General features: G+C 56.5%; 19 protein-coding genes. 8 read left to right on the forward strand and 11 right to left on the reverse strand.

All coding sequences use genetic code 11. From position 1 onward, the window contains the following. Positions 1-46: 46 nt before the first annotated feature. Complete coding sequence (locus tag HY282_16085; GenBank protein MBI3805270.1) at positions 47-313, forward strand: hypothetical protein; 267 nt, start codon at positions 47-49, stop codon at positions 311-313. A 166-nt stretch (positions 314-479) separates the two neighbouring features. Then, the gene (locus HY282_16090) at positions 480-965 is read left to right on the forward strand and encodes a hypothetical protein (protein ID MBI3805271.1); all 486 of its coding nucleotides are present in this window, start codon (positions 480-482) and stop codon (positions 963-965) included. A 95-nt stretch (positions 966-1,060) separates the two neighbouring features. Here HY282_16090 and HY282_16095 read toward each other — a convergent pair whose 3' ends face one another. The 5 genes from HY282_16095 to HY282_16115 form a co-directional block, all read right to left on the reverse strand. Further along, positions 1,061-4,033 carry an ATP-dependent helicase gene (locus tag HY282_16095; protein ID MBI3805272.1) on the reverse strand — a complete coding sequence of 991 codons (2,973 nt, stop codon included), beginning with the start codon at positions 4,031-4,033 and terminating at the stop codon, positions 1,061-1,063. 282 nt (positions 4,034-4,315) lie between these two features. Beyond that, complete coding sequence (locus HY282_16100; protein MBI3805273.1) at positions 4,316-4,594, reverse strand: hypothetical protein; 279 nt, start codon at positions 4,592-4,594, stop codon at positions 4,316-4,318. A gap of 274 nt (positions 4,595-4,868) precedes the next feature. Next, positions 4,869-5,099: a hypothetical protein gene (locus HY282_16105; GenBank protein MBI3805274.1), complete on the reverse strand. Its 231-nt coding sequence runs from the start codon at positions 5,097-5,099 to the stop codon at positions 4,869-4,871. A 238-nt stretch (positions 5,100-5,337) separates the two neighbouring features. Further along, positions 5,338-6,738: a sigma-54-dependent Fis family transcriptional regulator gene (locus HY282_16110; protein MBI3805275.1), complete on the reverse strand. Its 1,401-nt coding sequence runs from the start codon at positions 6,736-6,738 to the stop codon at positions 5,338-5,340. After that, positions 6,735-8,291 carry a HAMP domain-containing protein gene (locus HY282_16115; GenBank protein MBI3805276.1) on the reverse strand — a complete coding sequence of 519 codons (1,557 nt, stop codon included), beginning with the start codon at positions 8,289-8,291 and terminating at the stop codon, positions 6,735-6,737. The genes HY282_16110 and HY282_16115 overlap by 4 nt, the downstream gene beginning before the upstream one ends. A gap of 317 nt (positions 8,292-8,608) precedes the next feature. Between HY282_16115 and HY282_16120 the strand changes: the two genes are divergently transcribed. After that, entirely contained in the window at positions 8,609-10,471 is a 1,863-nt protein-coding gene (locus tag HY282_16120; protein MBI3805277.1) for a chloride channel protein, read from the forward strand. A gap of 42 nt (positions 10,472-10,513) precedes the next feature. On the opposite strand, the gene HY282_16125 is transcribed toward HY282_16120, so the two are convergent. From HY282_16125 to HY282_16150, 6 genes are all read right to left on the reverse strand, one after another. After that, the gene (locus HY282_16125; protein MBI3805278.1) at positions 10,514-11,239 is read right to left on the reverse strand and encodes a DUF481 domain-containing protein; all 726 of its coding nucleotides are present in this window, start codon (positions 11,237-11,239) and stop codon (positions 10,514-10,516) included. A 69-nt stretch (positions 11,240-11,308) separates the two neighbouring features. Next, positions 11,309-11,758, reverse strand: a complete 450-nt coding sequence (gene mscL / locus HY282_16130) for a large conductance mechanosensitive channel protein MscL (GenBank protein ID MBI3805279.1) — start codon at positions 11,756-11,758, stop codon at positions 11,309-11,311. Positions 11,759-11,868: 110 nt separating this feature from the next. Beyond that, the gene (locus HY282_16135) at positions 11,869-13,014 is read right to left on the reverse strand and encodes a polymer-forming cytoskeletal protein (protein ID MBI3805280.1); all 1,146 of its coding nucleotides are present in this window, start codon (positions 13,012-13,014) and stop codon (positions 11,869-11,871) included. A 16-nt stretch (positions 13,015-13,030) separates the two neighbouring features. Continuing rightward, the gene (locus tag HY282_16140; GenBank protein ID MBI3805281.1) at positions 13,031-13,183 is read right to left on the reverse strand and encodes a hypothetical protein; all 153 of its coding nucleotides are present in this window, start codon (positions 13,181-13,183) and stop codon (positions 13,031-13,033) included. A 212-nt stretch (positions 13,184-13,395) separates the two neighbouring features. After that, positions 13,396-14,718, reverse strand: coding sequence for a VCBS repeat-containing protein (locus HY282_16145; GenBank protein ID MBI3805282.1), 1,323 nt, complete (start codon positions 14,716-14,718; stop codon positions 13,396-13,398). A 196-nt stretch (positions 14,719-14,914) separates the two neighbouring features. Then, the gene (locus tag HY282_16150; protein MBI3805283.1) at positions 14,915-16,243 is read right to left on the reverse strand and encodes an MATE family efflux transporter; all 1,329 of its coding nucleotides are present in this window, start codon (positions 16,241-16,243) and stop codon (positions 14,915-14,917) included. Between the two features lie 178 nt (positions 16,244-16,421). Here HY282_16150 and HY282_16155 point away from each other — a divergent pair, with 178 nt between their 5' ends. From HY282_16155 to HY282_16175, 5 genes are all read left to right on the forward strand, one after another. Next, positions 16,422-17,207: an inositol monophosphatase gene (locus tag HY282_16155; GenBank protein ID MBI3805284.1), complete on the forward strand. Its 786-nt coding sequence runs from the start codon at positions 16,422-16,424 to the stop codon at positions 17,205-17,207. After that, entirely contained in the window at positions 17,204-18,490 is a 1,287-nt protein-coding gene (locus HY282_16160; protein MBI3805285.1) for an MFS transporter, read from the forward strand. Before HY282_16155 ends, HY282_16160 begins: the two co-directional genes overlap by 4 nt. 243 nt (positions 18,491-18,733) lie before the next feature. Beyond that, positions 18,734-19,918, forward strand: a complete 1,185-nt coding sequence (locus HY282_16165) for a hypothetical protein (protein MBI3805286.1) — start codon at positions 18,734-18,736, stop codon at positions 19,916-19,918. Positions 19,919-19,929: 11 nt separating this feature from the next. Continuing rightward, positions 19,930-22,128, forward strand: a complete 2,199-nt coding sequence (locus HY282_16170) for a hypothetical protein (protein ID MBI3805287.1) — start codon at positions 19,930-19,932, stop codon at positions 22,126-22,128. Next, positions 22,121-23,608, forward strand: a complete 1,488-nt coding sequence (locus HY282_16175; protein ID MBI3805288.1) for a response regulator — start codon at positions 22,121-22,123, stop codon at positions 23,606-23,608. Before HY282_16170 ends, HY282_16175 begins: the two co-directional genes overlap by 8 nt. Positions 23,609-23,626 lie beyond the last annotated feature (18 nt).

Here is a 23,626-nt window from a genome sequence, read left to right on the forward strand (position 1 = left end):
TCCGGTAGAGTAGGAGGTAGAAGGTCATGCAGATGAGGAGGCGCTGATGGAACCGCAAAAACAGAAAGAAGTCGAGCAACTCAAGGCATCTCTACCGGAGGTGGTAGAGGAAATCTCTCTTGCCACGGAGGAGGATACCGTTTCTGAAGAGGTCGAGAAAGCCAAAGGGGTCGTCGCCGGATTCATCACCAAATATGACGATCTGATGAAACAGCTGAGCCCGAAAGATCAGAAAGAGCTGATGCGAACGATCGGATTAAAAGTCGAAGAGATCGAGGAGAAGCTGACGGAGCTGCGGCAGGCACCGGAGTAAGGCCGGTGATTGCCCTGCATCCTTGAGCGACCTCGCAAGCAGATCGATGATCTATCAATTTAGAAGGCCGCCTCCAGGGCGGCTTTTCTATTTTGTAGCCCAATCGTCGTTTCCACGCTTCAGTCATTTGTAATTTAAAGGAACTCTGTCCAGGGGAGGTCACATCATGAGGCGAATGCAACCGATCGTCACGGTGTTTTTTATTACGGCGCTGTGGATGAGTGGCGGCCCGCATGCTTTTGGGCAAACCACCCCGGGAGATGCGGGGGGCGGAGGGACCGGTCCGCTCCCGCAAGGGAGTGCCCCCGGTGTCGGCGTCGACCAGGATCAAAGGGGAGGGATCCGTTGTCCTCCCGGCGCATCGGATCCGCTCGGCAAAAGGCAGGAGTCTCCCGGTCTGAAAGAGATCCCTCCCAATTCCTCAAGCAGAGGAACGACCCCTTCCTGTCCACCGGATATCGCGGGTATCGGCGCCGGAAGCGGAGCGACCGGCGGGATTGTTGGAACCGGACCGAGTAACAATGGATCCAATAACAATGGCGCAGCGGGGAATGGATCTGCCGGGGGCGGAACCGCCGGCTCTGGGAACTCAGGTGGCGGGGTGCCGGGCGGGCCTGCCGGCGGTGGAAGGGCCGGCGGAACGGATCGCTAAGCGGCGCGGGGTTAATGCGCCTTCGTTCTTCAATCGTTTGGCCCGGGCTCGGCGGGCATTGGCCGATCTGGAATGGCTCGAATGGATAGACTTTCTTATTCCGCTCCGGCGGTATTCGGACAGATGTCCTGATAGGCGCAGTACTGGCAGGCGATGTAGGTGGGGCGCGCCTCAAAAATTTCCCTTCGAATCCCCTCCGCCACCAGCCGAATCCGCTCTTGCAACTTCTCGATCTCTTTTTCTTGTTTGACCGCCGTCCCGACCAGCCCCGAATCAAGGAAGTGGAGCTCCACCCGAACCGGTAACGACCCGAACCGCTCCCGGTAGGCCCAGGCGTAGAGGGTGAGCTGAAGGTTCTCCTTCGCCTTCTTGTCGGCCGTCTTCTGGTCGTGCACCTCGGCCGTTTTGTAATCGATGACCACCCCTCCCATGTCGGTCTCGTCGACCCGGTCCCATCGCCCCGCAATCCGATTGCCGTCGAAGGTAAACGAAAACTCCTTTTCGATGTAGGTCGGAGGCCTTCCGCCGCGCTCCTGCGCTTCGTAGAATCGCCTCAGCGCCGCACGGCCCGCCGCGAACCGCTGCTCTTCATGTTGGCGGCTCAAAAACCCTTCGCTGCGCCACGCCCGCTCGAAGACCGCCAAGACCGCCTCGAGCGGCAACGCCTGACGGGGGGTCGCCTCATTGTCCAGGCCGTCGGTCATCTTCGCCGAAAGGTAGGCCGCCACCGCCTGATGCATCGCGCTTCCATAGAGGACGGCGTGGTGCTGATAGATCGGCACCCTCAGAATGTGGGTGAACTTATATTTCAGCGGACAGGTGGAGTAGTCGTCGATCTGATAGTGGGTGAGATAAAGCGGCTCATTTGAAGCCGGCGCCCGCCGGGTGAAGAGGTCGGGCTGCTCCACCGCGCCATGCCGGGCGATCGCCTCTAACGCGGAGGCCTTGGTCGTCGGAACCGCCTGAATCGGCAGGTTGAGCGCCTCCAGGACGAACGGGCTCACCTTTCGCTCGCGCACCCCGCCGATGTCGCGGGCGCTGGTGAGATAGAGGCGGCGGCGCGCGCGGGTCATTCCGACATAAAAGAGCCGCCGCTCTTCTTGGATGTGGATGTCCCCCTCCGGGATTTCTTCCTGGATCAATTCGACCGGCAGCTCGATGCTCTCACGCCGCTCCCGGCTCGGAAACTTTCCATCGACCAGGCAGACCATGAAGACCGTATCGAACTCCAGCCCCTTCGCTTTATGAAAGGTCAATACGGAGACGGCCGAGGCATCGACTTCGGCCTCCGCCGCGGGGGGATCCTCTCCCGCCTTGATCAATAGATCGAGGTAAGCGACGACATCGTGCAGCGCCGAGGTCGGCGTCAGCTGCTGGAACCGACGGATCTCCTCGAAGAAGCGGGCGACATTCTGAATCTTCACCTCCTGCGCCGCCGTCATCCGCTCGGCATACTGCTCCAACAGCCCGCTTCGCCGGATGAACTCATAGAGAACCACGCCGGCATCCACCTCGCGCGCCCGCTGGAGCGAGGCCTGCAGATCTGCGAGCAGCTTCTGAAGCGTTGCCGCCGCTTCCGGCGAAAGGGGTGTTCCGTCGGTCTCAATCTCCTTGAAGATTTCATAGAGACTCTGGTTCTTCCGGCGGGCCAACGCATTGCAGCGGGCGAGCGTTTCGTCCGGGAGACGGTAGAGTTCCGAAGTCGCAAGATAATAAAGGCTGCTGCTGTCGTGAAAGTCGGCCACCGCCCGCATAAAGGCGATCAGCAGCCGGATCTCAGGCCGCGAGTAGAGGCCGCGGTTGCCGGTAAACCGATAGGGGATGCCGCGGACATTCAGCGCCCTTAAAAATGGATCGGCATCGGCGTTCGCCCGCACGAGGATGGCAAAATCGCCGAGGTTTCTCCCCCCTTGCTGTTCTTCAGAGATGATCCGGGCCACCGCATCGGCCTCGGAGGAGAGGGTGTCGAAGTGAAGGTGGACGACCGGCAGATCGAGAAGCGACGGCACGGGATCTTCGACCTGAGAGACCAACCGCTTGTCGATCTCCTCCTGGATCTCCAGACGGTCGGGGTTGTTCTGCTGGATCAGACGGTAAGAAGCGTCGAGAATCGGCTGGACCGCCCGGTAGTTCTCGGTCAGAACCACCCGCTTTGCGTCGTGGTACATCCTTCCGAAACCGAGAATGTTCGAGATCGCCGCCCCCCGAAATTTGTAGATGCTCTGGTCGTTATCCCCCACGACGGTGATGTTGTTGTGGCCGGCGGCAAGCAGGCGAACCAGTTGGAACTGGGCGAAGTTGGTATCTTGAAATTCATCGACCAAGATATACCGGAATTGAGATTGGATCTTTTTGAGAACATTCGGGTGCTCTCGGAAGAGGCGGAGCGTCATAGAGACTTGATCGCCGAAGTCGATGCACCCCTCCTCCATCAACAGCTGCTGATAATGCCGGTAGGTCTCCGCCAGTTCTTTTTGGAACGCCGCTTCTTCCAACAGGCTTGGATCCTCCGGCGTCGCCAGCGCCAGGGTGAACTGCCGATCGGCATGGGAAAGATAGGCTCCCGGACCGACATCTTCATCCTTGGCGCGGGAGAAGAGGGTCAGGAGCGCTTCGATATGCTTGGTGGGATTCCCGAGGGGACGGAAGGTTTTCAGCGGAAAAGCAAAGAGATGCTTTCGAAAGAAGATCACCTGCTCCGGCCGCGACAACACCCGAAAATCGGGGGTCAATCCGAGCCGGAGTCCATGTTCCCGCAGGATCCGGTCACCGAACGCATGAAAGGTGGAAATCGTCACCCCGGTATAGCCATAAGGGACCAGCAGATCGACCCGCTCCTCCATCTCCTTCGCCGCCTTTTCGGTGAAAGTCAGCGCCAGAATTTCGTGCGGCTTCGCTTGCTTGGTTGCAATCAGGTGGACGATCCGGCGGGTGATGACGAGCGTCTTGCCGGTCCCCGCCCCGGCGATGATGAGGAGCGGCCCTTCGCCATGCGCCACCGCCTCTTGCTGCTTCGGGGAGAGGGGACGCGTGCCGGCTTCCGATCCAAGGGTCGATGAGGGCTCCATCAAAGCGGTACTCCATCCTGCAGCGGGAAAGCGCTATCCTGGATAAAAATGTAATGAAACCGGCGGGGGAAGTCAATGGAAATTAAGGAAGCGTTTTTATTTCAGCAGGTTAGATCGGAGTCCTGCGCTCCGATCGGTGAGAAGCGTAGTGGCACGCGGGGTACGCAGGGAAGCATCCCCTGGAGTTAAGTGGACCATTCCGGAAAGAGAACAAAAAAATGAGGGTATCGATTCTAAGGGAAGAGCGGTCGAGGAGCTCTCGTTTATTCTTAAAGAGGTCGCCTAAAAGCGTTGGAGGCGTGATCGCATCCGAAGCCGCCAAGCAATCCGGGCGAGCCAGGCCATCCAGAGAAGGGTCAACGGAATGGCAAGCATCAATCCGATAAAGAAAGCGGAAATCAGAACGCCGATAAAAATCGTCAGCGCAAGAAGCGCCATCAAACCGAATTTCAATCGCTCCAGCCGGCTCAACGGACGGAAAACCGATCCGTTCCGCCAGGTACGCCCTTCGGTCGTCATTCGGTGAATGGCTCTCTCTTCCTCCGGGAATTTTTCCAACATGGAACCCTCCCAACTAAAGCTTTTATTTTTATCCTATCACACTTGAAACGCGGATGTCACAGGGCCGCGAGTGAACGATTTTGGATGATAAAGAGGCTTCGGAGATAAAAACAGACGGCCGTCTTTTCACAACCGTTTTGGAGAGTCGGTTGATCGAGACGGCCGTTGCGCCCGAACAGAAATGGATCTCACGGAAAATGAACTTGTGACGATTTATTGAAAGGCGGTGATCCCCTTAGGCGAGAGGTGCAAACCGTTATGCTTAAGCTTGACGCTATTTAAACTTTGAACCGCTGAAATCAATCGACCACATGAACCAGAAAAAGAGAATGACCGATGTGAAAAGTAGGATAGGCAGACCATATCTGTAAATAAATTCATAAAATTGATCCAGTCCCGGCCCGATGATATAGGAACCGTTATTCGGCTCCCCCAATCGCGACTCTTTTTTTCTCTCTTCCGAATAGACATTCGTCCGAATATCAGTTTTCGTAGATCCAGCCATTCCCCAGCCTCCTTATTAGAATTCCTGTGGACCTCTCCCGAAGATGCCTCAAACGGGTCGCATCATTACTTTGCAGGACCGGTGCCGGAAATTCAAAGGGCGGAGAAAATCGGGACGACCTCGGTAGCGGATGACTTTTCAAAGTAAATGAGTGATCTGAACAACAAGGAAAGCGAAAATGAGAAAAAAATTGGGTGAGTAACAAGCAAAGCTGCCACAACAGTGGGGCACATTTGCACTATTCGGAATGTCCCTCTTCTCCTTTCTCCTCGGCCAAGGAGATCCCATGCCGCCGGGCCATTCGGTAGAGGGTCCTCCGGTCGATCCCCAGGATCCGCGCCGCTTCGGTTCGATTGGAAACTTCCTGCAAGACCCGGATCAGGTATTGCCGCTGCAGCTCGTCGAGCGACATCAACGGGAAAGGGGGAAGACCCTCTTCCGAGGCCGGACCGTCCCGGACCGACAGCGGCAGATCCTCAGGGAGAATGACGCGGCCGGTCGTCAACACCACCGCCTGTTCGATCGCGTGTTGCAGCTCACGGACATTTCCCGGCCAGGCGTACCGGCTCATCGCCTCGAGCGCCTGGGGAGTAAATGCCAGATCGCGCTTCTTCGTCTCGGCGGCATATCGTTTCAAGAAATAGTCGGCCAGCAGCGGGATATCTTCCCGCCGGTCGCGCAGCGGCGGCAGCGGGATCGTCACCACCCGAAGGCGATAGAGAAGGTCTTCGCGGAAGCGTCCTTCTTTTACCCGCTGTTCGAGCGGCTGATTGGTCGCGGTGATGATCCGGACATCGACACGGATCGGATCGTTGGCGCCGACCCGCCGGATCTCCCGCTCTTGAAGGGCCCGCAACAATTTTGCCTGAAGGGCCAGGCCCATCTCGCCGATTTCATCGAGAAATAGGGTTCCCCCCTCCGCCTCCTCGAAGAGCCCCTTTTTGCTCGCAATCGCGCCGGTGAAGGCCCCTCGAACGTGGCCGAACATTTCACTCTCCAACAGCGGCTCCGGGAGCGCGGCGCAGTTGACGACGACAAACGGCTTCCCGGCGCGGGGACCGTTGTAGTGGATCGCCCGGGCGATCAGCTCCTTGCCGGTTCCGCTTTCTCCCAGGATCAGGACCGTGCTGTTCCGGTCGGTGATCATCGCCACCGTTTTATAAATGTCGGTCATCAAACGACTATGCCCGATGATCTGATTAAGGCCATAGGTCCGGGTGAACTCTTGCCGGTATTGTTCATTCTCCTTTTGCAGGCGTCGCTGGTCGAGCGCACGGCGGACAACGATTTTGATCTCGTCTTCCCGAAACGGCTTGCTGACGTAGTCGAAGGCACCCGCCTTCATCGCATCGATCGCCGATTCCATCGATCCGAACGCGGTCACCAGGATCACCAGCGTCTCGGGACTCTGCTCCTTATAGCGCCGAAGGACCTCCAGACCATCCACCCCCGGCATCTTCAGATCGGTGATAATTAAGTCATAAAATTCTCGCTCGAGGTGCGCCACCGCCTCCCGACCGCCGGAGGCCGATTCGACCCGATATCCGTCGTCCGATAAGATTTCGGCGAGAAGCTGGCAAGCGACGGCGTCGTCATCGACGGCCAAGATTCGGGTTGAGGTGTTGTCGGCTCGTTTCATCTCCGTCCTACCGGAAGGGTAATGACCCAGGTTGTGCCGGCGCCGACACGGCTCGAGACATCCATTTCGCCCCCATGCGCCTTGATGATCTCTCGGCAGAGGCTCAGCCCCAAGCCGGTCCCTTTTCCTTGCTCTTTGGTTGTGAAAAACGGCTCGAAGATTTTGGTGAGATCCCCCGCTGCAATGCCGACGCCGGTATCGGCAACCATAATCCGAATCTCTCCATCAACCGACCGGGTCTGCAAATGTAAGAGCCCGCCGTTCGGCATCGCATCCATTGCATTGGTCAGCAGATTGAGGAACGCCTCCTGCAGATCACCGGGATCTCCAGCCGCGGTCGGCAAACCCTCCTCGAAAAGGGTGCGGACCTCGATGCCGCGCAGAGAGATCCCCGGCATCACGAGGTCGAGAAGGCCTTTCAACAACAGATTAATCTCGACCGGACCGGGACGCGAGGTCGGCTTTCGGACCGTTTCGAGCACCTCTTGGATGCTCTGGACCATCCGCTCCAGCTGAGACTCGATGATCTTCAGCCGCTCCTCTCTCTTCTCGGGGGAGACGTCCCGTTTTAACCGCTGGAGGTGGCCGAGGGTGGAGTGAAGCGGGGTGCCGATCCGATGGGCGAACGCCGCCGCCATCTGCCCCGCGGCCGCCAGCCGTTCGCTGTGGGCGAGCCGAAGCTGCATTTCGGAGAGGCGACGGTTGACCCGGGCCAGCTCCTCATAACGCCGATTGACCTCCGACGTCGCCTGCTCGATCCGTCCCTGTAATGAATCATTCAGTTGTCCGACCGCCTCGGTCCCCTCGCGGATCCTTAGGATCATCCGGTTGAATTGCGCCGCAAGCGCACCGATTTCATCTTGGGATTCGACCGGGACCTGCCTCCTGAGGTCGCCTGTCTCGACGTGAGCCATCTCCTTCAAGAGCGAAGCGATCGGCTGGCCGATCCTTCGACGCAGATACCAGACCAAGAAGAACAGAATCACAACCGCCACTATCACCGTCACCAACACGGCATGTAAGCGATCCCGGGCCACCAACGCTTCAAAGCGCTTCAGAGAAATTTGGGCGAGAACCAAGCCGGGAACCTTCTGGGGGCCGATCTGCACCGGCGCCTGGATTTCCCAAAAAAGCTCCCCATCCAGTTCTGCCAGATGCGCGAGCGGCTCCCCGTTCCGGCTTGTTTCAATCTCCGAGGCACTGGGAAGGGCGTTCAACCGGCTCACCGCCGCCCCGCTTCGGGCCGTCATCTGAGGAGAATCTGGCGTTAAATCAAAAATCTCTATCAATACAATCTCCGGATCGATCTCTCGGAGTTTAGCCAATTCGCCCTCCAACACCGACCGATCCCGAAGCTCCTCCAGCGTCCCGATGCCAGCCCCGATTTGCTTGACGAGAGTGATATATTCCGATCGGAGAAGCAAGCGGGCCTGTCTCTCGATGATGAGCCTGGAAACGGTGGTGGCAAGGGAGAGAACCGAGACGACGATCCCGATTACGAAGAGTGTAATTTTGGTTTGGAGGCCAATGTTCCATCGGGACAAATCAACCATCTCACAACCTTGTAAGGAGAATGTAGAATGAGGAGGATCATACCAAATCTAACCGCTCACGCCAAGGAGTCCGGGATGAGGGCGGCGGGATGAAGAAGGTCTCAAAGAGAGCGAACCGTTTGTAGAATCGGTTCTGGGCGGCGCCCCCTTCCTGACTTGGATTCCCGAGGACGTTACGCTCCGATTCAATCGAGATCGCCGGACCGTATGGTTCCTATCGACGGGATAGAATGCTGAGGATGATTGCACATCTTCGACGAACTGTGATAATTTCATTAAATAGAAAATCGATCCTATAAAAAATAAAAGATGAGTCTATGGATCCGATATTGAAATCATCGACAACGGGAGGGCTGCCGATTTCCCCCTCACTTGAGCCCTCCCTCGAAGCGGCCCATGTCCCCCGCCGGACGACGATGGTCGACCGACGAGTCGTTCAGGTAACCGTCGTCGCGATCTTAATCGCGCTGGTCGCGGGGGTGGTGGCACAAGGTCTCACCCGTCTGATTAATCTGATCACCCAAATTGCCTTTTATGGTCGTTTTGTATGGACACCTGCCTCACCGGCGGACAATCAACTCGGCCTCTTTGTTCTCTTTGTTCCGATCGTCGGCGGGATCTTAGTCGGTCTGATGGCGCGTTACGGATCGAAGAGCATCCGCGGACATGGCATCCCCGAGGCGATGGAGCAGGTCCTGATCAATCAAAGCCGTATTCCGGCGCGGATGGCCTTTCTCAAACCGATTTCCGCCGCCATCGCGATCGGGACCGGCGGGCCGTTTGGAGCCGAAGGACCGATCATTGCAACCGGGGGTGCGCTCGGATCCGTGGTCGGCCAGTTGTTGAAGACGACGGCCGACGAACGGAAGATTCTTTTATCGGCCGGCGCGGCGGCCGGGATGTCGGCGACCTTCGGCGCCCCGGTCTCCGCCGTCTTGCTGGCGATTGAGCTGCTATTGTTTGAGTTTCGCCCCCGCTCCTTTATTCCGGTCGCTCTGGCAAGCGTCACCGCGGCGGCGGTTCGAATGAGTTTCGTCGGTGCGGCGCCCGCCTTTGCCATGCCTGATTTGGCCCAGCCGACCGGCGCCGCAATTGCCATTTATATTTTCCTGGGAGGGATCGTCGGCGTCGCCTCGGTCTATATTACCCGTGCGGTCTATGCCATTGAAGATGGATTTGAGCACCTCCCGATTCATTGGATGTGGTGGCCCGCGATCGGTGCGGTGGCCGTGGGCGTCATCGGATATGCGGTCCCCCGCACCCTCGGAATCGGGTATGACAATATCGAGCAGATCCTTTCGGGTCAGATCGCCGGCGCCGCGCTGATCACGCTCTTTACATTTAAATTTATTTCGTGGGCGGTCTCGCTTGGAAGCGGGACCTCCGGCGGAACCCTCGCCCCTCTCTTTACGATTGGGGGAGGCCTCGGCGCGGCGCTGGGGAGCGCGATCCTTCTCGTTTTTCCTCAGCTGGGGGTCGACGTACGAATCGCGGCGCTGGTTGGGATGGCGGCGATTTTTGCAGGGGCCTCCCGGGCGCTGTTGGCCTCGGTCGTTTTTGCCTTCGAGACCACTCTTCAGCCGCTCGGCCTTCTTCCGCTTCTCGGCGGATGCAGCGCCGCCTATTTGGTGTCGAGCCTGCTGATGAAGAATACGATCATGACCGAGAAGATCGCCCGGCGCGGGGTGCAGGTTTTAACCGAATACTCGGTTGATTCTCTGGCGCAGACGCTGGTCCGGGACGCCGCGTCGTACCCGGCCGTGTCGCTTCAAGCCGCGATGACGGTCGAGGAAGTTCGTTCCTGGATCGCTTTAGATCTCCCCGAAAGGCATCATCAAGGCTTTCCGGTCGTCGATGAAGGAGCGCAACTCATCGGCGTCTTGACCCGACGGGATCTGTTGGATCCCGCTATTCCGGTGACGCGTTCGCTGAGAGAGCTCATCAAGCGACCGCCGGCGGTCGTCTTTGAAGATCACACCCTTCGTGAAGCGGCCGACCTGATGGTGGGAGAAAACATCGGGCGGCTCCCTGTGGTCAGCCGATCCGACCGAACCAAAGCGGTCGCCATACTCACCCGAAGCGACCTTCTCCTGGCGCACCGCAAACGACTTGAGGAGGCGCATCAGATGCAGCAGAGCATCCGCTGGCGAAAAGAGGTAACCCCTTCGAGATCTGTTTGATTCGGCCGTGAATTTTCTTTCGTTCCTTCCTTCTATACCTAATTAAAACGTGTAAAGCAATGCCGTCTTAAAAAGGCTGTCGGTCTTCTTGAATCCCGGCGGGGGAAGATGATCATAGTAGACCGCATAGGAGATCTTGAAGGCCAGGTTCCCCATCAGGTTTGTGATGAAGGCGGTCTCTTCATTCATAAGATAGTCCCTGGCCTCTTTCAAGTTCGGGAGGTATTCAACCGTCTGCTCGAAACGGGTCTTCTCGGTGAAGGCGTGGGTATAACCGCCGAAGAGGCGAGCCGAGGGGAACCCACGGTCGTCGAGGGGGGCGATCGGATTCTCGCGCGTGTAGCCGGCTCCGGCCTCTCCTTTGAGCGTGTCGGTGGTGGTCTTTACAAAATAGTGACCCAAACCGAGCATCGAAATATATCGGATCTCAATCCCCTTCAGCGTGTTTCGCTCGACCGTCTCCGAAAGAAACGCATAGGTCAGCTCGGTGATGTTCTTGTCGTATTTAAGGGTCGCGAACCAGCTTTTGTCGGAGGCAACGCCGTGACTCTCTCCATAGAGCGCTTTCACCTCTCCCGACAATTTTGAATCGACAAACGCACGCTCGGCCTTGCCGGCCGCCACCAACGTTTGCGAACTCGTGTTCCCGGAGGTCTCCACATAAGAAAATTCCAAATTTCCCTTCCAAGGGGGCGGCTCCTCGGCATGCGAGGGAGCGACAACGGCTATTAAAAGGCAAAACACGATTAGGGGGCAGAACGGTTTCATCGATCTTTTCTCCTTAATAGACTTAATGGAAAGTGGAAATACCGATTTAAGGTTGACAGGTTGTACGACTCAGACCGCCGCTTTCAGTTCGGAGGTGCAGTGGGGACACCGGCTTGCCTTAAGCGGAACGGCGAGAAGACAGTAAGGGCAGTCTTTGGTGCTCGGCGCGGGCGCGGCCACCGTCTCTGACCGTCGCTTCATCGCGTTGATCTGCCGAATCAGCAGAAAGATCACAAAGGCAACGATCAGAAAATCAATGACGCTGTTGAGGAAGAGGCCGTAATTCACGGTCGCGGCACCGGCCGCCTTCGCCTCGGCCAATGAGGCAACCGGCTTTTCGGAGAGGTTAAAAAAAAGGTTGGAAAAATCGACCTTGCCGAGGAGCAGTCCGACCGGGGGCATCATAATGTCATTTACGAAGGAGTTGACGATCCGGCCGAAGGCGGCGCCGAGGATAATCCCCACCGCCATGTCGAGCACGTTTCCGCGCATGGCGAATTCTTTAAATTCCTTAAACATCGTCACTCCTCCTTTCAAAGAATAGGGTCGGTCCGATTCTTCCCGGAAGAGACATGATATGCTGACCGATTATTCCATGTCAACATACAAAAGCGGCGTTAAGATCGGTCTCACGCCGTGCTGTATTTTGCCCTCAAGGTGAGGAGGACGGCGCCGAGGCCGAAGAGGATGACGAAGAAGGTTATCAAGCCGCCGGGGCCCGGAATCAGCGTCACAAACGCATAGACAAAAAGCCCGATCAGCAATCCCCATCCCGGATCTCCTCTCTTCCCCATCCGTTCCAGGAGGGCGGTGCCGGCCCAGAGGAGGATGACAATCCGAGCCAAATAGAGGCTGATTAAATAGAGGGGGAATAGAATGAGTGCGAGCGGAATCCCGACGACCGTGACCAGAAGGGTCAAGAGGACGACCGGGGTGACGATCAGCCAGATCAGTCCCCAGCCCAATGAGGCCATCGGATGCTCCTTGAGCGTTGAGACAACGGCGCGGCTGAATCCCGGAAGGAGAAAAATCAACAGCAGCCCCATGATCAAGGTCGACACAAGACTGATGATCTTAAAAAAGAAGAAGAGACCCGCCATCATCCCGACGATTCGGCCCGGGGAAAAATCGGACATCGGAGACGGCGTTCGCTGCATCACCATCCCTTCGATTTTCGCCCCCGGCTCGATCTTCGCCGGATCTCGGCTCCGGTAGGTCATGTCGCCGACGACGACGGCGGTCGGCGTCAGCCGGACATCCCCCGCCATCGCTTTTAAGTTCCGATCGATCTTGCCGGAGACCGTTACATTTCCCGCAGCAGAGGTCACATTCCCATGGACGACCGCGGCCTCGGTCAAATCAATTTGACCGCCGGCGAGCGTCAGGTTTTTCCCGACCTCCCCCCTTACGCGGACCTCTCCTCCCATTAACCGAGCATCCTGTCCGACCCTCCCGGCGAGATCAATTTTCCCACCGGCCGCGAGAAGATCCCCGTCGACCGTGCCGGCCACCCGGATCTCCCTGCCCGCCGCATAGAGATCGCCATGGACCGTTCCCAAGATCTCGACGACATCCCCCCAGGCAAAATAGTCTTCGTTAATCACCTGGTCGCGATCAAGGGTGATGATTCGCTTGGAAGCGTCGTCCCGCGACGCCGGCTCGGCCATCGCAGCAGTCGCCTGCAGCAAACCCATCACCAAGATCATAATCATCATGAGAGGCAGCATCACCCCTGCCCCTCTCTGTTGAATTTCTTCTTCTCCTTCGACCCTCATCACCCTCCCTCCAAAATCATTGATTCGGCCGTTGACCTCCCATGAGAAATCCGATAAGGAACCCGATGATCAGCACAAACGTCGGCGGCCCCTCTCCACCTCGTTGCTCAATGGCCTCGCTCGGACCTTCCCGCTCCATTTCATCCGCGCTCTCTCGATCTCGCTTCAAGAGACCCCCTTTCAGTAGATGCCCTCATCAAACCGCACAATACCACCCGCGCCCCGAACCTTCCCTACCTCCTCCATTTTGATCAGGATTGAGGCGGAGAACAATCCCCCTTATGGGGCATTTTTTCGAGATCAGGCTGGGCCGTGACGCTATAGAGCGAGCGGTGGGTGGTTCAATGAGAGCATTTCAAAGTAAAGCTGGGATTAGTAGGATTAGGAAGTGGTGTTGCTCAGGAGATAAAACCGATTTTGAGAACCGTTGATGTAGGCAAAGCCGATGCTTTGGATGCCCCGCGTGGCTTGGGAGGTGAAGAAGCCGGGAACCAGCGCGATCGGCGGCGCGTCTGTATTGTAACCGAGGTTGCCGATAAAATTTCCGGCCCCATCGCCGAATAACAGGAGGACTTTGTTCGAGGCCGGAAGCGAGACGGCGAGATCGGCCTGCTTCCCTTGCTTGTTCAGATTAAAATCACCCGAACTGATCGACGTCGGCGCCGATTCTACCGGCGTGAATTGCGTCGGCTGAAAGGTGCCGTCTCCCTTTCCGAGGGATATTGAGATTTGACTGGTGGAAGGATGGGTCGCAGCCAGATCGGCTATTTGATCTTGATTGAATTGGCCGATCGCAATAGACGTGGGGGGCGAAGGGAACGTAACCGAGAGGGGGGCTGAAAATGCGCCGGCGCCATTCCCCAGCAAGACCAGCACATCGTTTGCTCCTTCGCGCAGCACGGCGAGATCGGTCAGATTGTCCCCATTGAAATCGGCCGAGACCATCTGAATCAATTTTCCTCCCAGCGCGACGGGAGCCTGGGGAGTGAAATTCCCCGATTGGCGGTCTTGAAGAAAGAGGATCACCGATCCGTCTTCGGTCCCGACAACGAGGTCGGAATTGCGGGTGTTCACGTCGCCGTGAAAGCGTCCGACGGTCAGCGCCGAGGGGATTTTTCCTGAAAGAGGATTTGAAGCGGGATCCGAGAGCGGAAGCGGGATCGCCGTGCTCGTGAAAGGATCTTGCGCACGCCCCTTTTGTCCACGAATCAGTTTAATTTCGGACTCATTTCTTCCGGCAATTGCAACATCGGCGGTAAAGTCGGCCGTGTTGAGAAAATCGCCGACGCTGATGGCCACCGGCTGATTGATCGAAACCTGCGCCTGCTTCTGGAAAAGACCATTGCCGATCCCAAGGAAAATCGTCACAAGATTGCCGGAAGGGGTCGCCGTGATGAGATCCGGAACGCCATCATCGTTTAGGTCGATGACCTGGCCGCCCGGAACCGAATATCCTCCGATCACCATCAACGTGGAACCGGCCGGAACGACCTCTCCCGGCAATTTTGAGAAGGCGGTCGTCGTCACAGCCGCATTTCCAAATCTCGACGGATCTTCTTGGCTCACCGCCTGAATGGTCGTGGTCCCCGTGATGTTCAGCGGGGCCCGGTAAAGGCCGGTGGTCGGGCTGATGCTCCCCGGGCCGGTGATCTGCCAGATCACCCCCTTGTTTAACGTTCCGTCTACGCTGGCAGAGAATTGCACCTCTCCGCCGGCAGGAACCGCGAAGAATGAGGGCGCGACTGTGATTTGCGCTTCGCTGCTCGAATGCTTCTGTCCACAGGCGAAGAGCAACGATGTCAATGATAGAAGGGATATCAAAAGAAGTCGGCTTAAAAATGTCATGGAGAAACCTCTCATTAAGAATACTGCGAAGGGTCTCATTTGGCAACCAAGCCGGTCATCGCTTTTCCTGTTCGACGACCCGGATCTCCTGCCATTTTTCCGAGCGGTAGCGGAGCAGAGTCAATGTCATCCGCGTAAACCAGTCGACGACCATCACCCCCCAGACATAGAGGATCCCGGCCGGCCGGACGAATGAAAAATAAAGGGCGAGAGGAACCCGGATCAACCACGCCCCGATGAAGGTGACCGCCAGAAGAAAGCGGGTGTCTCCCGCCCCTCTGAGCGATCCGGAGAGGACCATCGTAATGGCCAAGGGAATCTGAATGAGCGCCACCACTTTCAGGAAGAGGGTTCCCAAGCGGATCACCTCCGCATCCTCGGTGAACAACCGGAGCAAGAGATAGGGGAAAAAGAAAAAGAGAATTCCCATCGACGCCATGACCAACACCGCCAAGCGATTTGCTTCCCAATTCTCCATCTTCGCTCGCTGATATTGCAGCGCGCCGATGCTCTGTCCCACTGAAGTGACGGCGGCCACGGCAAAGCCGCTTCCGGCCATGAATGAGAACGCCTCAATCGCAAGCCCCACCTGATGCGCCGCATAGGTGACGGTGCCATAGACGAGCACCGCGCGGGCATAAGAGATCTGCGCCAGCTGTTGGATGATCCGATCGAAGCAAAAGGGGAGACCGACCCGAACCACCTGCCGGATCAGGTCGGGCCGAAACGGGGTTCGGCGAAGAAACCCTTTTTGAAAAGCGCGGACCAAGAGGTAGACGGAACCGAAGATCTCCGAGATGCCGACCGCAATCGCCGCCCCCTGCACTCCCATCGCCGTGAAGCCGAATTTTCCATAGATAAGGGTATAAGCGATCCCCAGGTGGAGCAGATTGACGCCGATAATGCCGATCATCGGGGTCCGTGTGTCGGCTCGCCCATGCATGATCGCCGAGAGAAGGTCGACGCCGACGCTGAACGGCAGGAAAAGAAAGATATAAAAAAGATAGGCGTCGACCAAGCCGGCCACCGCCGGCTCCGCGCCGAGGAGGGAGCCCTGCCGGCGAAGGAGAAGACCTGCGGCGGCAAGAAGCACGCTTAACCCAATGCCGACCCAGAGGGCGCTGAACGCCGCTTCCGAAGCGCGCTGTTTGTTGTCTGCGCCGGTCAACTGGGCGACGATGACCGTCGTCCCAACCGACAATCCGGCGATCACACTCATCAAGAGGACAATGACCAATTGGGAGAGGCCGACCGCCGCAATGGCCGAGGCCCCCAGCCCGCCGACCAGAAAGATATCGGCCGTGGTCACCGCCCGTTCCAGAAGGCTGCTCGCCACCACCGGAAGGGCCAGCGCCAGGATCTGCTTTCGAACCGCTCTTCTCATTCGCGCGCCGGACCCGGGTGCCGAGGGATGAACGACGCGGAAAATCGGAAAAAATGGGAGGGGATAAAATAAAAATCTTTTTCGCGCATAGGACGTTGAGATTATATCCGGTTTATCCTGGAACGGCAACCGGCCACCCGATTTTTACCTTTCCGATAAAACATGTTATCATGCCGTCATGATCAATCTGGCACCGTTTCGAGAGGTTGCCCTTCGCGCCGCCAAAAAGGCCGGCCGCATTCACATTAAAGGGCATCAAGGAGAGCTCCAAGTCTCGTATAAAGGAGACCTGAATCTGGTGACGAACGTCGACACCCTCTCGGAGGAAGCGATCGTCGCGCTGATTAACCGCCACTTCCCCGACCACCAGATTTTGGCGGAAGAAGGACACGATCGCACCGAGCCTTCTCCCTATCGCTGGATCATCGACCCGCTTGATGGGACCACCAACTACGCCCATCATTTTCCCTTCTTTTGTGTCTCGATCGCCCTGGAGATCCGGGGGAAGATCCACCTCGGGGTGGTCTTCGACCCTTCTCGCAATGAGCTGTTTTTCGCCGAACGCGGGAAGGGGGCCTTCCTGAACGATCGGCCAATCCACGTTTCCTCCGCCGCCGCGTTGGGAAAAAGCCTTCTGGTCACCGGCTTCGCTTATGATGTCCGAACCGATCCGGTCAATAACTTTAATCACTTCATCAATTTCAGCATGAAGGCGCAAGGGGTTCGACGGACCGGCTCCGCCGCGCTCGACCTCTGTTATGTCGCCTCGGGACGCCTCGACGGCTTCTGGGAGCTCAAGCTTCACCCGTGGGATACCGCCGCGGGAAGCCTGATTTTGGCCGAAGCGGGCGGAAAACTGAGCGACTTCTCCGGAAAGCCCTTTTCGATCTACGACGAAGAGCTCTTGGCGAGCAATGGGAAGATCCATCAAGAGATGATTGAAGTGATTCAAAGAAAGAGATGAAGGCAACCGCCCCGCCGCCGGTCACCCGGCGAGAGCAGATCAGCTGGTGCCTTTACGATTTTGCGAACTCGGCTTTCACGACGGTGATCGTCACCGTCGCTTACAGCGTCTACTTCACGGAGGTGGTCGCTAAGGAGGGGGGCGCCACCCTCTGGGGAAGGGGGATCGCTTTCTCGATGCTCCTGGTGGCCCTTCTCTCGCCGATCTTAGGGGCCCTGGCCGACTACTCGGGGAAGAAAAAGCGCTTTCTCTTCTTCTTTACCGTCGTCTGCATCTTGTTTACCGCGCTCCTTTATTTTGTCCGCGAGGGGGAGTGGTTTCGCGGCCTTCTCTTCTTCACGATTGCAAATGTCGGCTACAATGCCGCCCTCACTTTTTATGACGCATTTTTAAAAGAATTGACCTCCGATGAGCGGATGGGCCGGCTCTCGGGGTATGGCTGGGCGGTCGGTTATATCGGCGGCTTCTTCTCGCTCCTGATCGTCGCGCCGCTCATCCGGGGGGGGTTCGACGAGGCGTCGCTCCCCGCTTTCCGCTTTTCATTTGTCGTGACCGCCCTCTTTTTTCTTCTTTTCTCCCTCCCCCTTTTTCTCTGGGTTCGGGAACGGCTCCCGCCGCAGGGGCCGCCCCGAACCGATTCTTATCTAAAGATCGGCTTTAAAAGAATGGCAAACACCTTTGTCAGCATCCGGCGCTTTCGAGAGCTGATCAAGTTCTTCATCGCCTATCTCTTTTACAACGATGCCATCAATACGGTGATTGTTTTTTCATCGATCTTCGCCCGCCAAGTTCTTCAGTTCACCCCTTCCGAACTGGTGACCTATTTCATCATTACGCAGGTCAGCGCCGCCGCCGGCGCTTTCCTCTTCGCTCCGCTGACCGACCGGCTCGGCCCGAAACGGACGATCTCCATTACCCTGGTCGGCTGGATCCTCGTTGTGATCTGGGCTTATCAAGTCGAGACCCGCCTCGGTTTCTACGGCGTCGGACTTTCGGCAGGGAGCATTCTCGGGGCAACACAGTCGGCGAGCCGAACCCTCCTCGCTCGATTCGCGCCCCTCCAAAAGAGCGCCGAGTTTTTCGGTTTTTTTTCACTGACCGGAAAGATTTCAGCCTCGATCGGCCCGCTCTTCTACGGTGAAATCGTCCGATGGACCGGCAGTCAGCGCTGGGCAACCCTCTCCCTCACCCTCTTCTTTTTGATCGGTCTGATCCTCCTCCAAATGGTGAATGAACAGAAAGGGATCCGCTCCGCCGCCGATTGGCAATCCGGCCCAGAGTGACATTTTTTGTCCACTCATGGGTAATTCTCGTTATGCTCCTCCGATCTAACCTTTTTACCACCATTCTTAATACCGTCTAAGCCTTTGATTTATATAGCTCCTCATCATTTCTTACATTATACAGCATTGGTATGGAAATTGCTCTCATTCTAGCTATCTATTTTCCTCATTTTCCCAATACTTAGACCCTTTCCATCAAGGCGGGCAATGACCCTAGGGATATCCCAGAGAGGAAAGACCTCCGTGTTTAAAATGGCGATCTCTTCCCTCAGCCTGCTCATTGCCACCCTCCGAGACTTTTTAATCTTATGGTCCCCTCGGTTTATCGTTCGCCTCTTCATTCGTAAAGGGGATTATGCCTTCCTGATCCATCCGAGAGATCTCTCCGATGTCTCTCGAAAGTATCCTTTTTCTTCATATCTTCCCTCCCGGTGGGTGGAGGCCATCACGCGGATGATGTGGCCGATCATCGGATCCCGTATCACCGGCCTCCGGTCGATCAAAACGGGGGAGGAGAAAACCGGCTATATCGTGATCTGTCCCCTCACCCCGGAGCAGATGCACTACAATCAGCGCCTCGCAAAAAAAAGGATCCTCCAGACAACCCGGCTGGCGGAAAAACTCGGCTGCAGTGTGATCGGTCTGGGGGCCCTTTCCACCTCCATGAGCATGGGAGGAGAGTATCTCACCGGCAAGACGGCGATCGGGGTGACGACGGGACATGCGTATACCTGTTCTGTCATTCTACAGATGCTCGATGAGGTGGCCAACATCCTCGGCGTCGACCTGCATCAAAAGACGCTGGCGATCGTCGGGGCAGCCGGCTATATGGGAGTTCCCTGCACACGGATTCTTTCCGAGAAAAAGAAGGTAGGGAAGCTCCTCATCGTCGATCGTCCGTCAAAACGTCTCGTACTCGACCTGATGAAAAGAAGAATTCAAGTGGTGCCGATTGAGGTGGCGACGACGCTTCAAAGCCTTCGCCAGGCCGATATTGTCATCGTCGTCACCAACTCCGTTGAAGTCCTCATCAAACCGGAACATTTAAAACCGGGCGCCGTCGTCCTGGACGATACCCAACCGCGAAACACGTCCAGAGATCTTCTTTGGGAAAGGCCCGATGCCCTCATCCTCGATGTCGTCGCCCAGGCCCCCGGGGTCAATACCCATTTTCCATTCGGCTTTCCACAGAAAGAAGATATTTTTACCTGTTGCGGCGAAGTCCTCCTTTTAGCGGCTTATGATTGGAAGGGGAATTTCGCGGTCGGCCCCTTCGAAGATCAATTGATTCATCAGATCACGGAATGGAGCCAAAATATGAATTTCAAAATCGCGCCTCTCAGAAGCTTCAATGAACTCGTCTCACGGGAAAAGCTGGAATACATCAAGACCTTTCATCAGCCGATCACCGCAACCTTTCCGAAATAGAGCCGGTGTGAATGGATATTCAAAATAGTCTGAGCTTCCTGGCAGGAATCACGAACCTCGCATTGGGGTTTGTGGTCTGGTCGCGCGGACACAAGAACATGATCAATGCCTTTTATACCTTGGTGGCGCTCAGCGTGGCCTCTTGGTGCTTGGCCGTCATTCCCTTCAGATCGGCGGTCGATCCGCACATCTCGCTCTTTTGGTGCAAGATTTTATACCTCAGTCCGGTGGCGATCGTCACCTCGTTCTTATTTTTCAATTTTACCTTTCTCGCAGAAAATCCGACCGCCCCTTCTCTTCGGATTTTTCCGCTCCTCCCTTCCTTCGGCATATTCGGACTCATCCTCTGGCCGAACATGGTCATCCGGGAGGTCCTCCATTCCGCACCGGGCGAAAAGCGGATCGTCTTCGGACCGGCTTACCCGATCTATTTTATTTTCATCATCGCCTACTTCAGCTGGTCTTTTATTATCCTCAGCAAACAATACTTCAGCTCCGGCGGAATCAGTCGGATGCAGATTCGTTATGTCTTTTTCGGAACTTTTCTCTCGGCCAATCTCGGGATGATCACCAATCTGGTTCTTCCGACCCTCGGCATCTTCTCCCTCAACTGGCTCGGCCAAACGTTAACGATCATCATGAGCAGCTTTATCGCCTATGCGATTGTCCGTTACCGATTGATGGACATCAAGATCATTCTCAAGCGGACGATCGTTTATTCGCTGCTTCTGATCATCGCCCTCTCGATCTATGCGTTTATGATCCTTCTCTCCCAAAACACATTGGGAGAGAGCACCGATCCGACGTTCCGCATGTTCCTCTCCGCCCTTCTGGTCGCCGTCGGTTTCGAGCCGCTAAAACGCTTCTTCCAAAAGTCGACCGATCGGATTTTTTTCAAAAACGAGTACGATCAGAAGATCTTGCTCACCCGGATCTCCGCCATGATCAGCAACACCATCGACCTCGAGAAGCTTTGCAAGGAACTGACCGTCACGTTGATGACCCAACTCGCCGCAAAAAAAATGGCGATCCTGCTGGTGCAGGAGGAACCGCCGTTTGTCAGCATCGCGGCACAGGAGGGCTGCGAGGGGGATCTCCTCTCTCTTTCCTCAAATAATCCGCTCATCGAATATTTTAATATTCAGGGGATACAAAAAGAACTTCTGGTGTATAATGAGCTGAAAAAACAATCCGAGGAAGATCCGAGCGACCGGGACTTGTCGGTCTTAACGCGGGAGATGGAAGGGCTCGATGCGACGCTGGTCGGCCCCATCTATACCAAAGGACACCTGACCGGGCTCTTTCTCCTTGGAGAGAAGCGATCGGAAGACATCTATACCGAAGACGAATTCTCGATGCTGGAGATCATCTTCTCCCAGGCCGGCACCTCGATTGAGAACGCACGACTCTACAAGCGGGTCCAGGAACAGATGGAAGAGTTGAAAAGAAACCAAAGCGAACAGCTGATGCAGTCGGCAAAACTCGCCTCCGTCGGCGAGCTTGCCGTCAGCGTCGCGCATGAGATCAATAATCCCCTCACCGGGATTCTCGGCTTTACCAGCCTGCTCCTCTCCGAGATGCCCCCGGACGACCCACGGGTAAAAGATCTCCGGGTCATCGAAAGCGAGGCGCTCCGCTCGCGGCAGATCGTCAGAAACCTGCTCGATTTTTCCCGCTCCCACGGCTCGAAAAAGGAGCCGATCGATATCAATGGGGTCATTCGAAACACCCTCACCCTTCTTCAATATCAGGCGAAAACGTCGAACATCAACATCGTCGAAAAATATTCCAAGCACCTTCCCCTCGTCCATGCAGACAGCGACCAGTTAAAACAGGTCTTCATCAATTTGAGTAAAAACGCCTTCGACGCCATGCTCAATGGAGGAACCTTGACCATCGAGACCTCGATGGCGCCGGACAAATCGCTCTTCTCCGGCCTTCCCCCTCCCGAGAATTCCATGGAAGAGACGGTGATCGTTCGATTCAAAGATACCGGGATGGGAATTCATCCCGATCATCTCAACAACGTCTTTGATCCGTTCTTCACCACGAAAGGGCAACAGATGGGCACCGGCCTCGGCCTCTCTATCAGCTATAACATCATCGAGAAACATGGCGGAAGGCTGGCGGTTGAAAGCGAGCTGAATAAAGGGACCACTTTTACCATTAACCTTCCGGCGCTGTCTTACCAAGGAACTCCAAATGTCTAAAGAGCGAATCCTCGTCGTTGACGATGAAAAGACCATCTTGGAATTGGGGCGCCGGTTTCTTGCGGCGGAAGGATTCAATGTCGAAATTGCCGCCCAGGGAATGCAGGCGATGAAATTGCTGGAGCAATCCTCGTTCGAGATCCTCCTCACCGACATCCGAATGCCCGGGATGAGCGGCCTTGAACTGATGAAGATGGCCAAGTCGCTCCGGCCCGAAATCATCATGGTCGTGATCACCGGACACGGCACGATTACGACCGCCATTGAGTCGCTCAAGATGGGCGCGATGGGATTTATCCTGAAGCCCTTCACCCGTCAGGAGCTCCTCTCGGCCATTCACAACGCGCTCGACAAGTGTCGGCTGCGGCAAGAAAACATCCGGATGAAGTCGCTGATGCCTCTTTTTCAGGTCAGCCGACAACTGATGATGGAGACCGAGCTGACGCCGCTGCTGAACCTGATCGTCGAGCTGATTAAAAAAGAGACGAAGGTCGATCGGGCCAGCATCATGCTCTTAAATGAGAAGACCGGCGAGCTGACCGTCAAAGCAGGCACCGGCTTTGAAAACTTCGACGAAAAGAAATTACGGAAATATGTCGGGGAGGGGGTCGCCGGGTTGGCGGTGGAGCGGAAAGAGCCGATTCTGATTCAGGGAGGCATTGAGCAAAATCCCCATCTGGGCCGGCTCCTCGACGACAGCAAAGTCGTCTCGGGACTGTCGGTTCCGATCATGATTCGGAAGAAGGTCATCGGCGTCTTAAACCTCTCCAAATTTAATCCGGGCCAGCCGCTGGGGGAGAGCGATCTCGGCCTCATCTCCATCTTCTGCGGGCAGGCGGCCGTCGCCATCGAAAATGCGCGCCTCTACCGCGATATCAAAAACGCTTATTTTCGGACGCTGCAGGCGCTGGTCTCCGCCATTGAGATTAAAGACGAATTCAGCAAGGGACATTCTTCCGGGGTCGCTCAATATGCGGCGCTGATCGGAAAGGCGCTGGATCTGCCAAAGGCGCAACTTCGAGATCTGGCGATCGCCGCCGTCCTCCACGACATTGGAAAGATCGGAAGCAGCGACGACATCCTTCGTAAAGGAAGCAAGCTCTCGGAAGAAGAATTCGAGATGATGAAATTCCACCCCGCCAACGCAGTCAAAATCCTCGAGACGATCGGCCTCTCCCAGGAGATCCTCACCGCCATCCTCCATCACCATGAGTGGTGGGACGGCAGCGGCTATCCCAAGGGGCTTTCGAAGGAGGAGATTCCCCTTTTCTCCCGGATCATCACTATCGCCGACACCGTCGCCGCGATGACGAGCCACCGCCCCTACCAGCAGAAGGTCACCCTTGCCGAGGCGCAGAAAGAGATCCGCCTGTATCAAGGACGGCAATTCGACCCACACCTGGTCGACCTCTTCCTCAGAATTGAAGAGAAGACCTTCCTCCACCCTCATTCCTTCGACGTAGAAGGACTCTCCGACTAGAGAAATGCGCGCGACCGA

This window comes from Candidatus Manganitrophaceae bacterium (assembly GCA_016200325.1).
Taxonomy (GTDB): domain Bacteria; phylum Nitrospirota; class Nitrospiria; order SBBL01; family Manganitrophaceae; genus Manganitrophus.

What these genes read in the sequence shown, in the direction of transcription:
- HY282_16125 (MBI3805278.1), bottom strand. Translation starts at nt 11,239, where the DNA reads ATGAAACCGTTCTGCCCCCTAATCGTGTTTTGCCTTTTAATAGCCGTT.
- HY282_16170 (MBI3805287.1), top strand. Translation starts at nt 19,930, where the DNA reads ATGGATATTCAAAATAGTCTGAGCTTCCTGGCAGGAATCACGAACCTC.
- mscL (MBI3805279.1), bottom strand. Translation starts at nt 11,758, where the DNA reads ATGTTTAAGGAATTTAAAGAATTCGCCATGCGCGGAAACGTGCTCGAC.
- HY282_16135 (MBI3805280.1), bottom strand. Translation starts at nt 13,014, where the DNA reads ATGAGGGTCGAAGGAGAAGAAGAAATTCAACAGAGAGGGGCAGGGGTG.
- HY282_16115 (MBI3805276.1), bottom strand. Translation starts at nt 8,291, where the DNA reads ATGGTTGATTTGTCCCGATGGAACATTGGCCTCCAAACCAAAATTACA.
- HY282_16085 (MBI3805270.1), top strand. Translation starts at nt 47, where the DNA reads ATGGAACCGCAAAAACAGAAAGAAGTCGAGCAACTCAAGGCATCTCTA.
- HY282_16095 (MBI3805272.1), bottom strand. Translation starts at nt 4,033, where the DNA reads ATGGAGCCCTCATCGACCCTTGGATCGGAAGCCGGCACGCGTCCCCTC.
- HY282_16090 (MBI3805271.1), top strand. Translation starts at nt 480, where the DNA reads ATGAGGCGAATGCAACCGATCGTCACGGTGTTTTTTATTACGGCGCTG.
- HY282_16110 (MBI3805275.1), bottom strand. Translation starts at nt 6,738, where the DNA reads ATGAAACGAGCCGACAACACCTCAACCCGAATCTTGGCCGTCGATGAC.
- HY282_16120 (MBI3805277.1), top strand. Translation starts at nt 8,609, where the DNA reads ATGGATCCGATATTGAAATCATCGACAACGGGAGGGCTGCCGATTTCC.
- HY282_16100 (MBI3805273.1), bottom strand. Translation starts at nt 4,594, where the DNA reads ATGTTGGAAAAATTCCCGGAGGAAGAGAGAGCCATTCACCGAATGACG.
- HY282_16105 (MBI3805274.1), bottom strand. Translation starts at nt 5,099, where the DNA reads ATGGCTGGATCTACGAAAACTGATATTCGGACGAATGTCTATTCGGAA.
- HY282_16160 (MBI3805285.1), top strand. Translation starts at nt 17,204, where the DNA reads ATGAAGGCAACCGCCCCGCCGCCGGTCACCCGGCGAGAGCAGATCAGC.
- HY282_16155 (MBI3805284.1), top strand. Translation starts at nt 16,422, where the DNA reads ATGATCAATCTGGCACCGTTTCGAGAGGTTGCCCTTCGCGCCGCCAAA.
- HY282_16150 (MBI3805283.1), bottom strand. Translation starts at nt 16,243, where the DNA reads ATGAGAAGAGCGGTTCGAAAGCAGATCCTGGCGCTGGCCCTTCCGGTG.
- HY282_16175 (MBI3805288.1), top strand. Translation starts at nt 22,121, where the DNA reads ATGTCTAAAGAGCGAATCCTCGTCGTTGACGATGAAAAGACCATCTTG.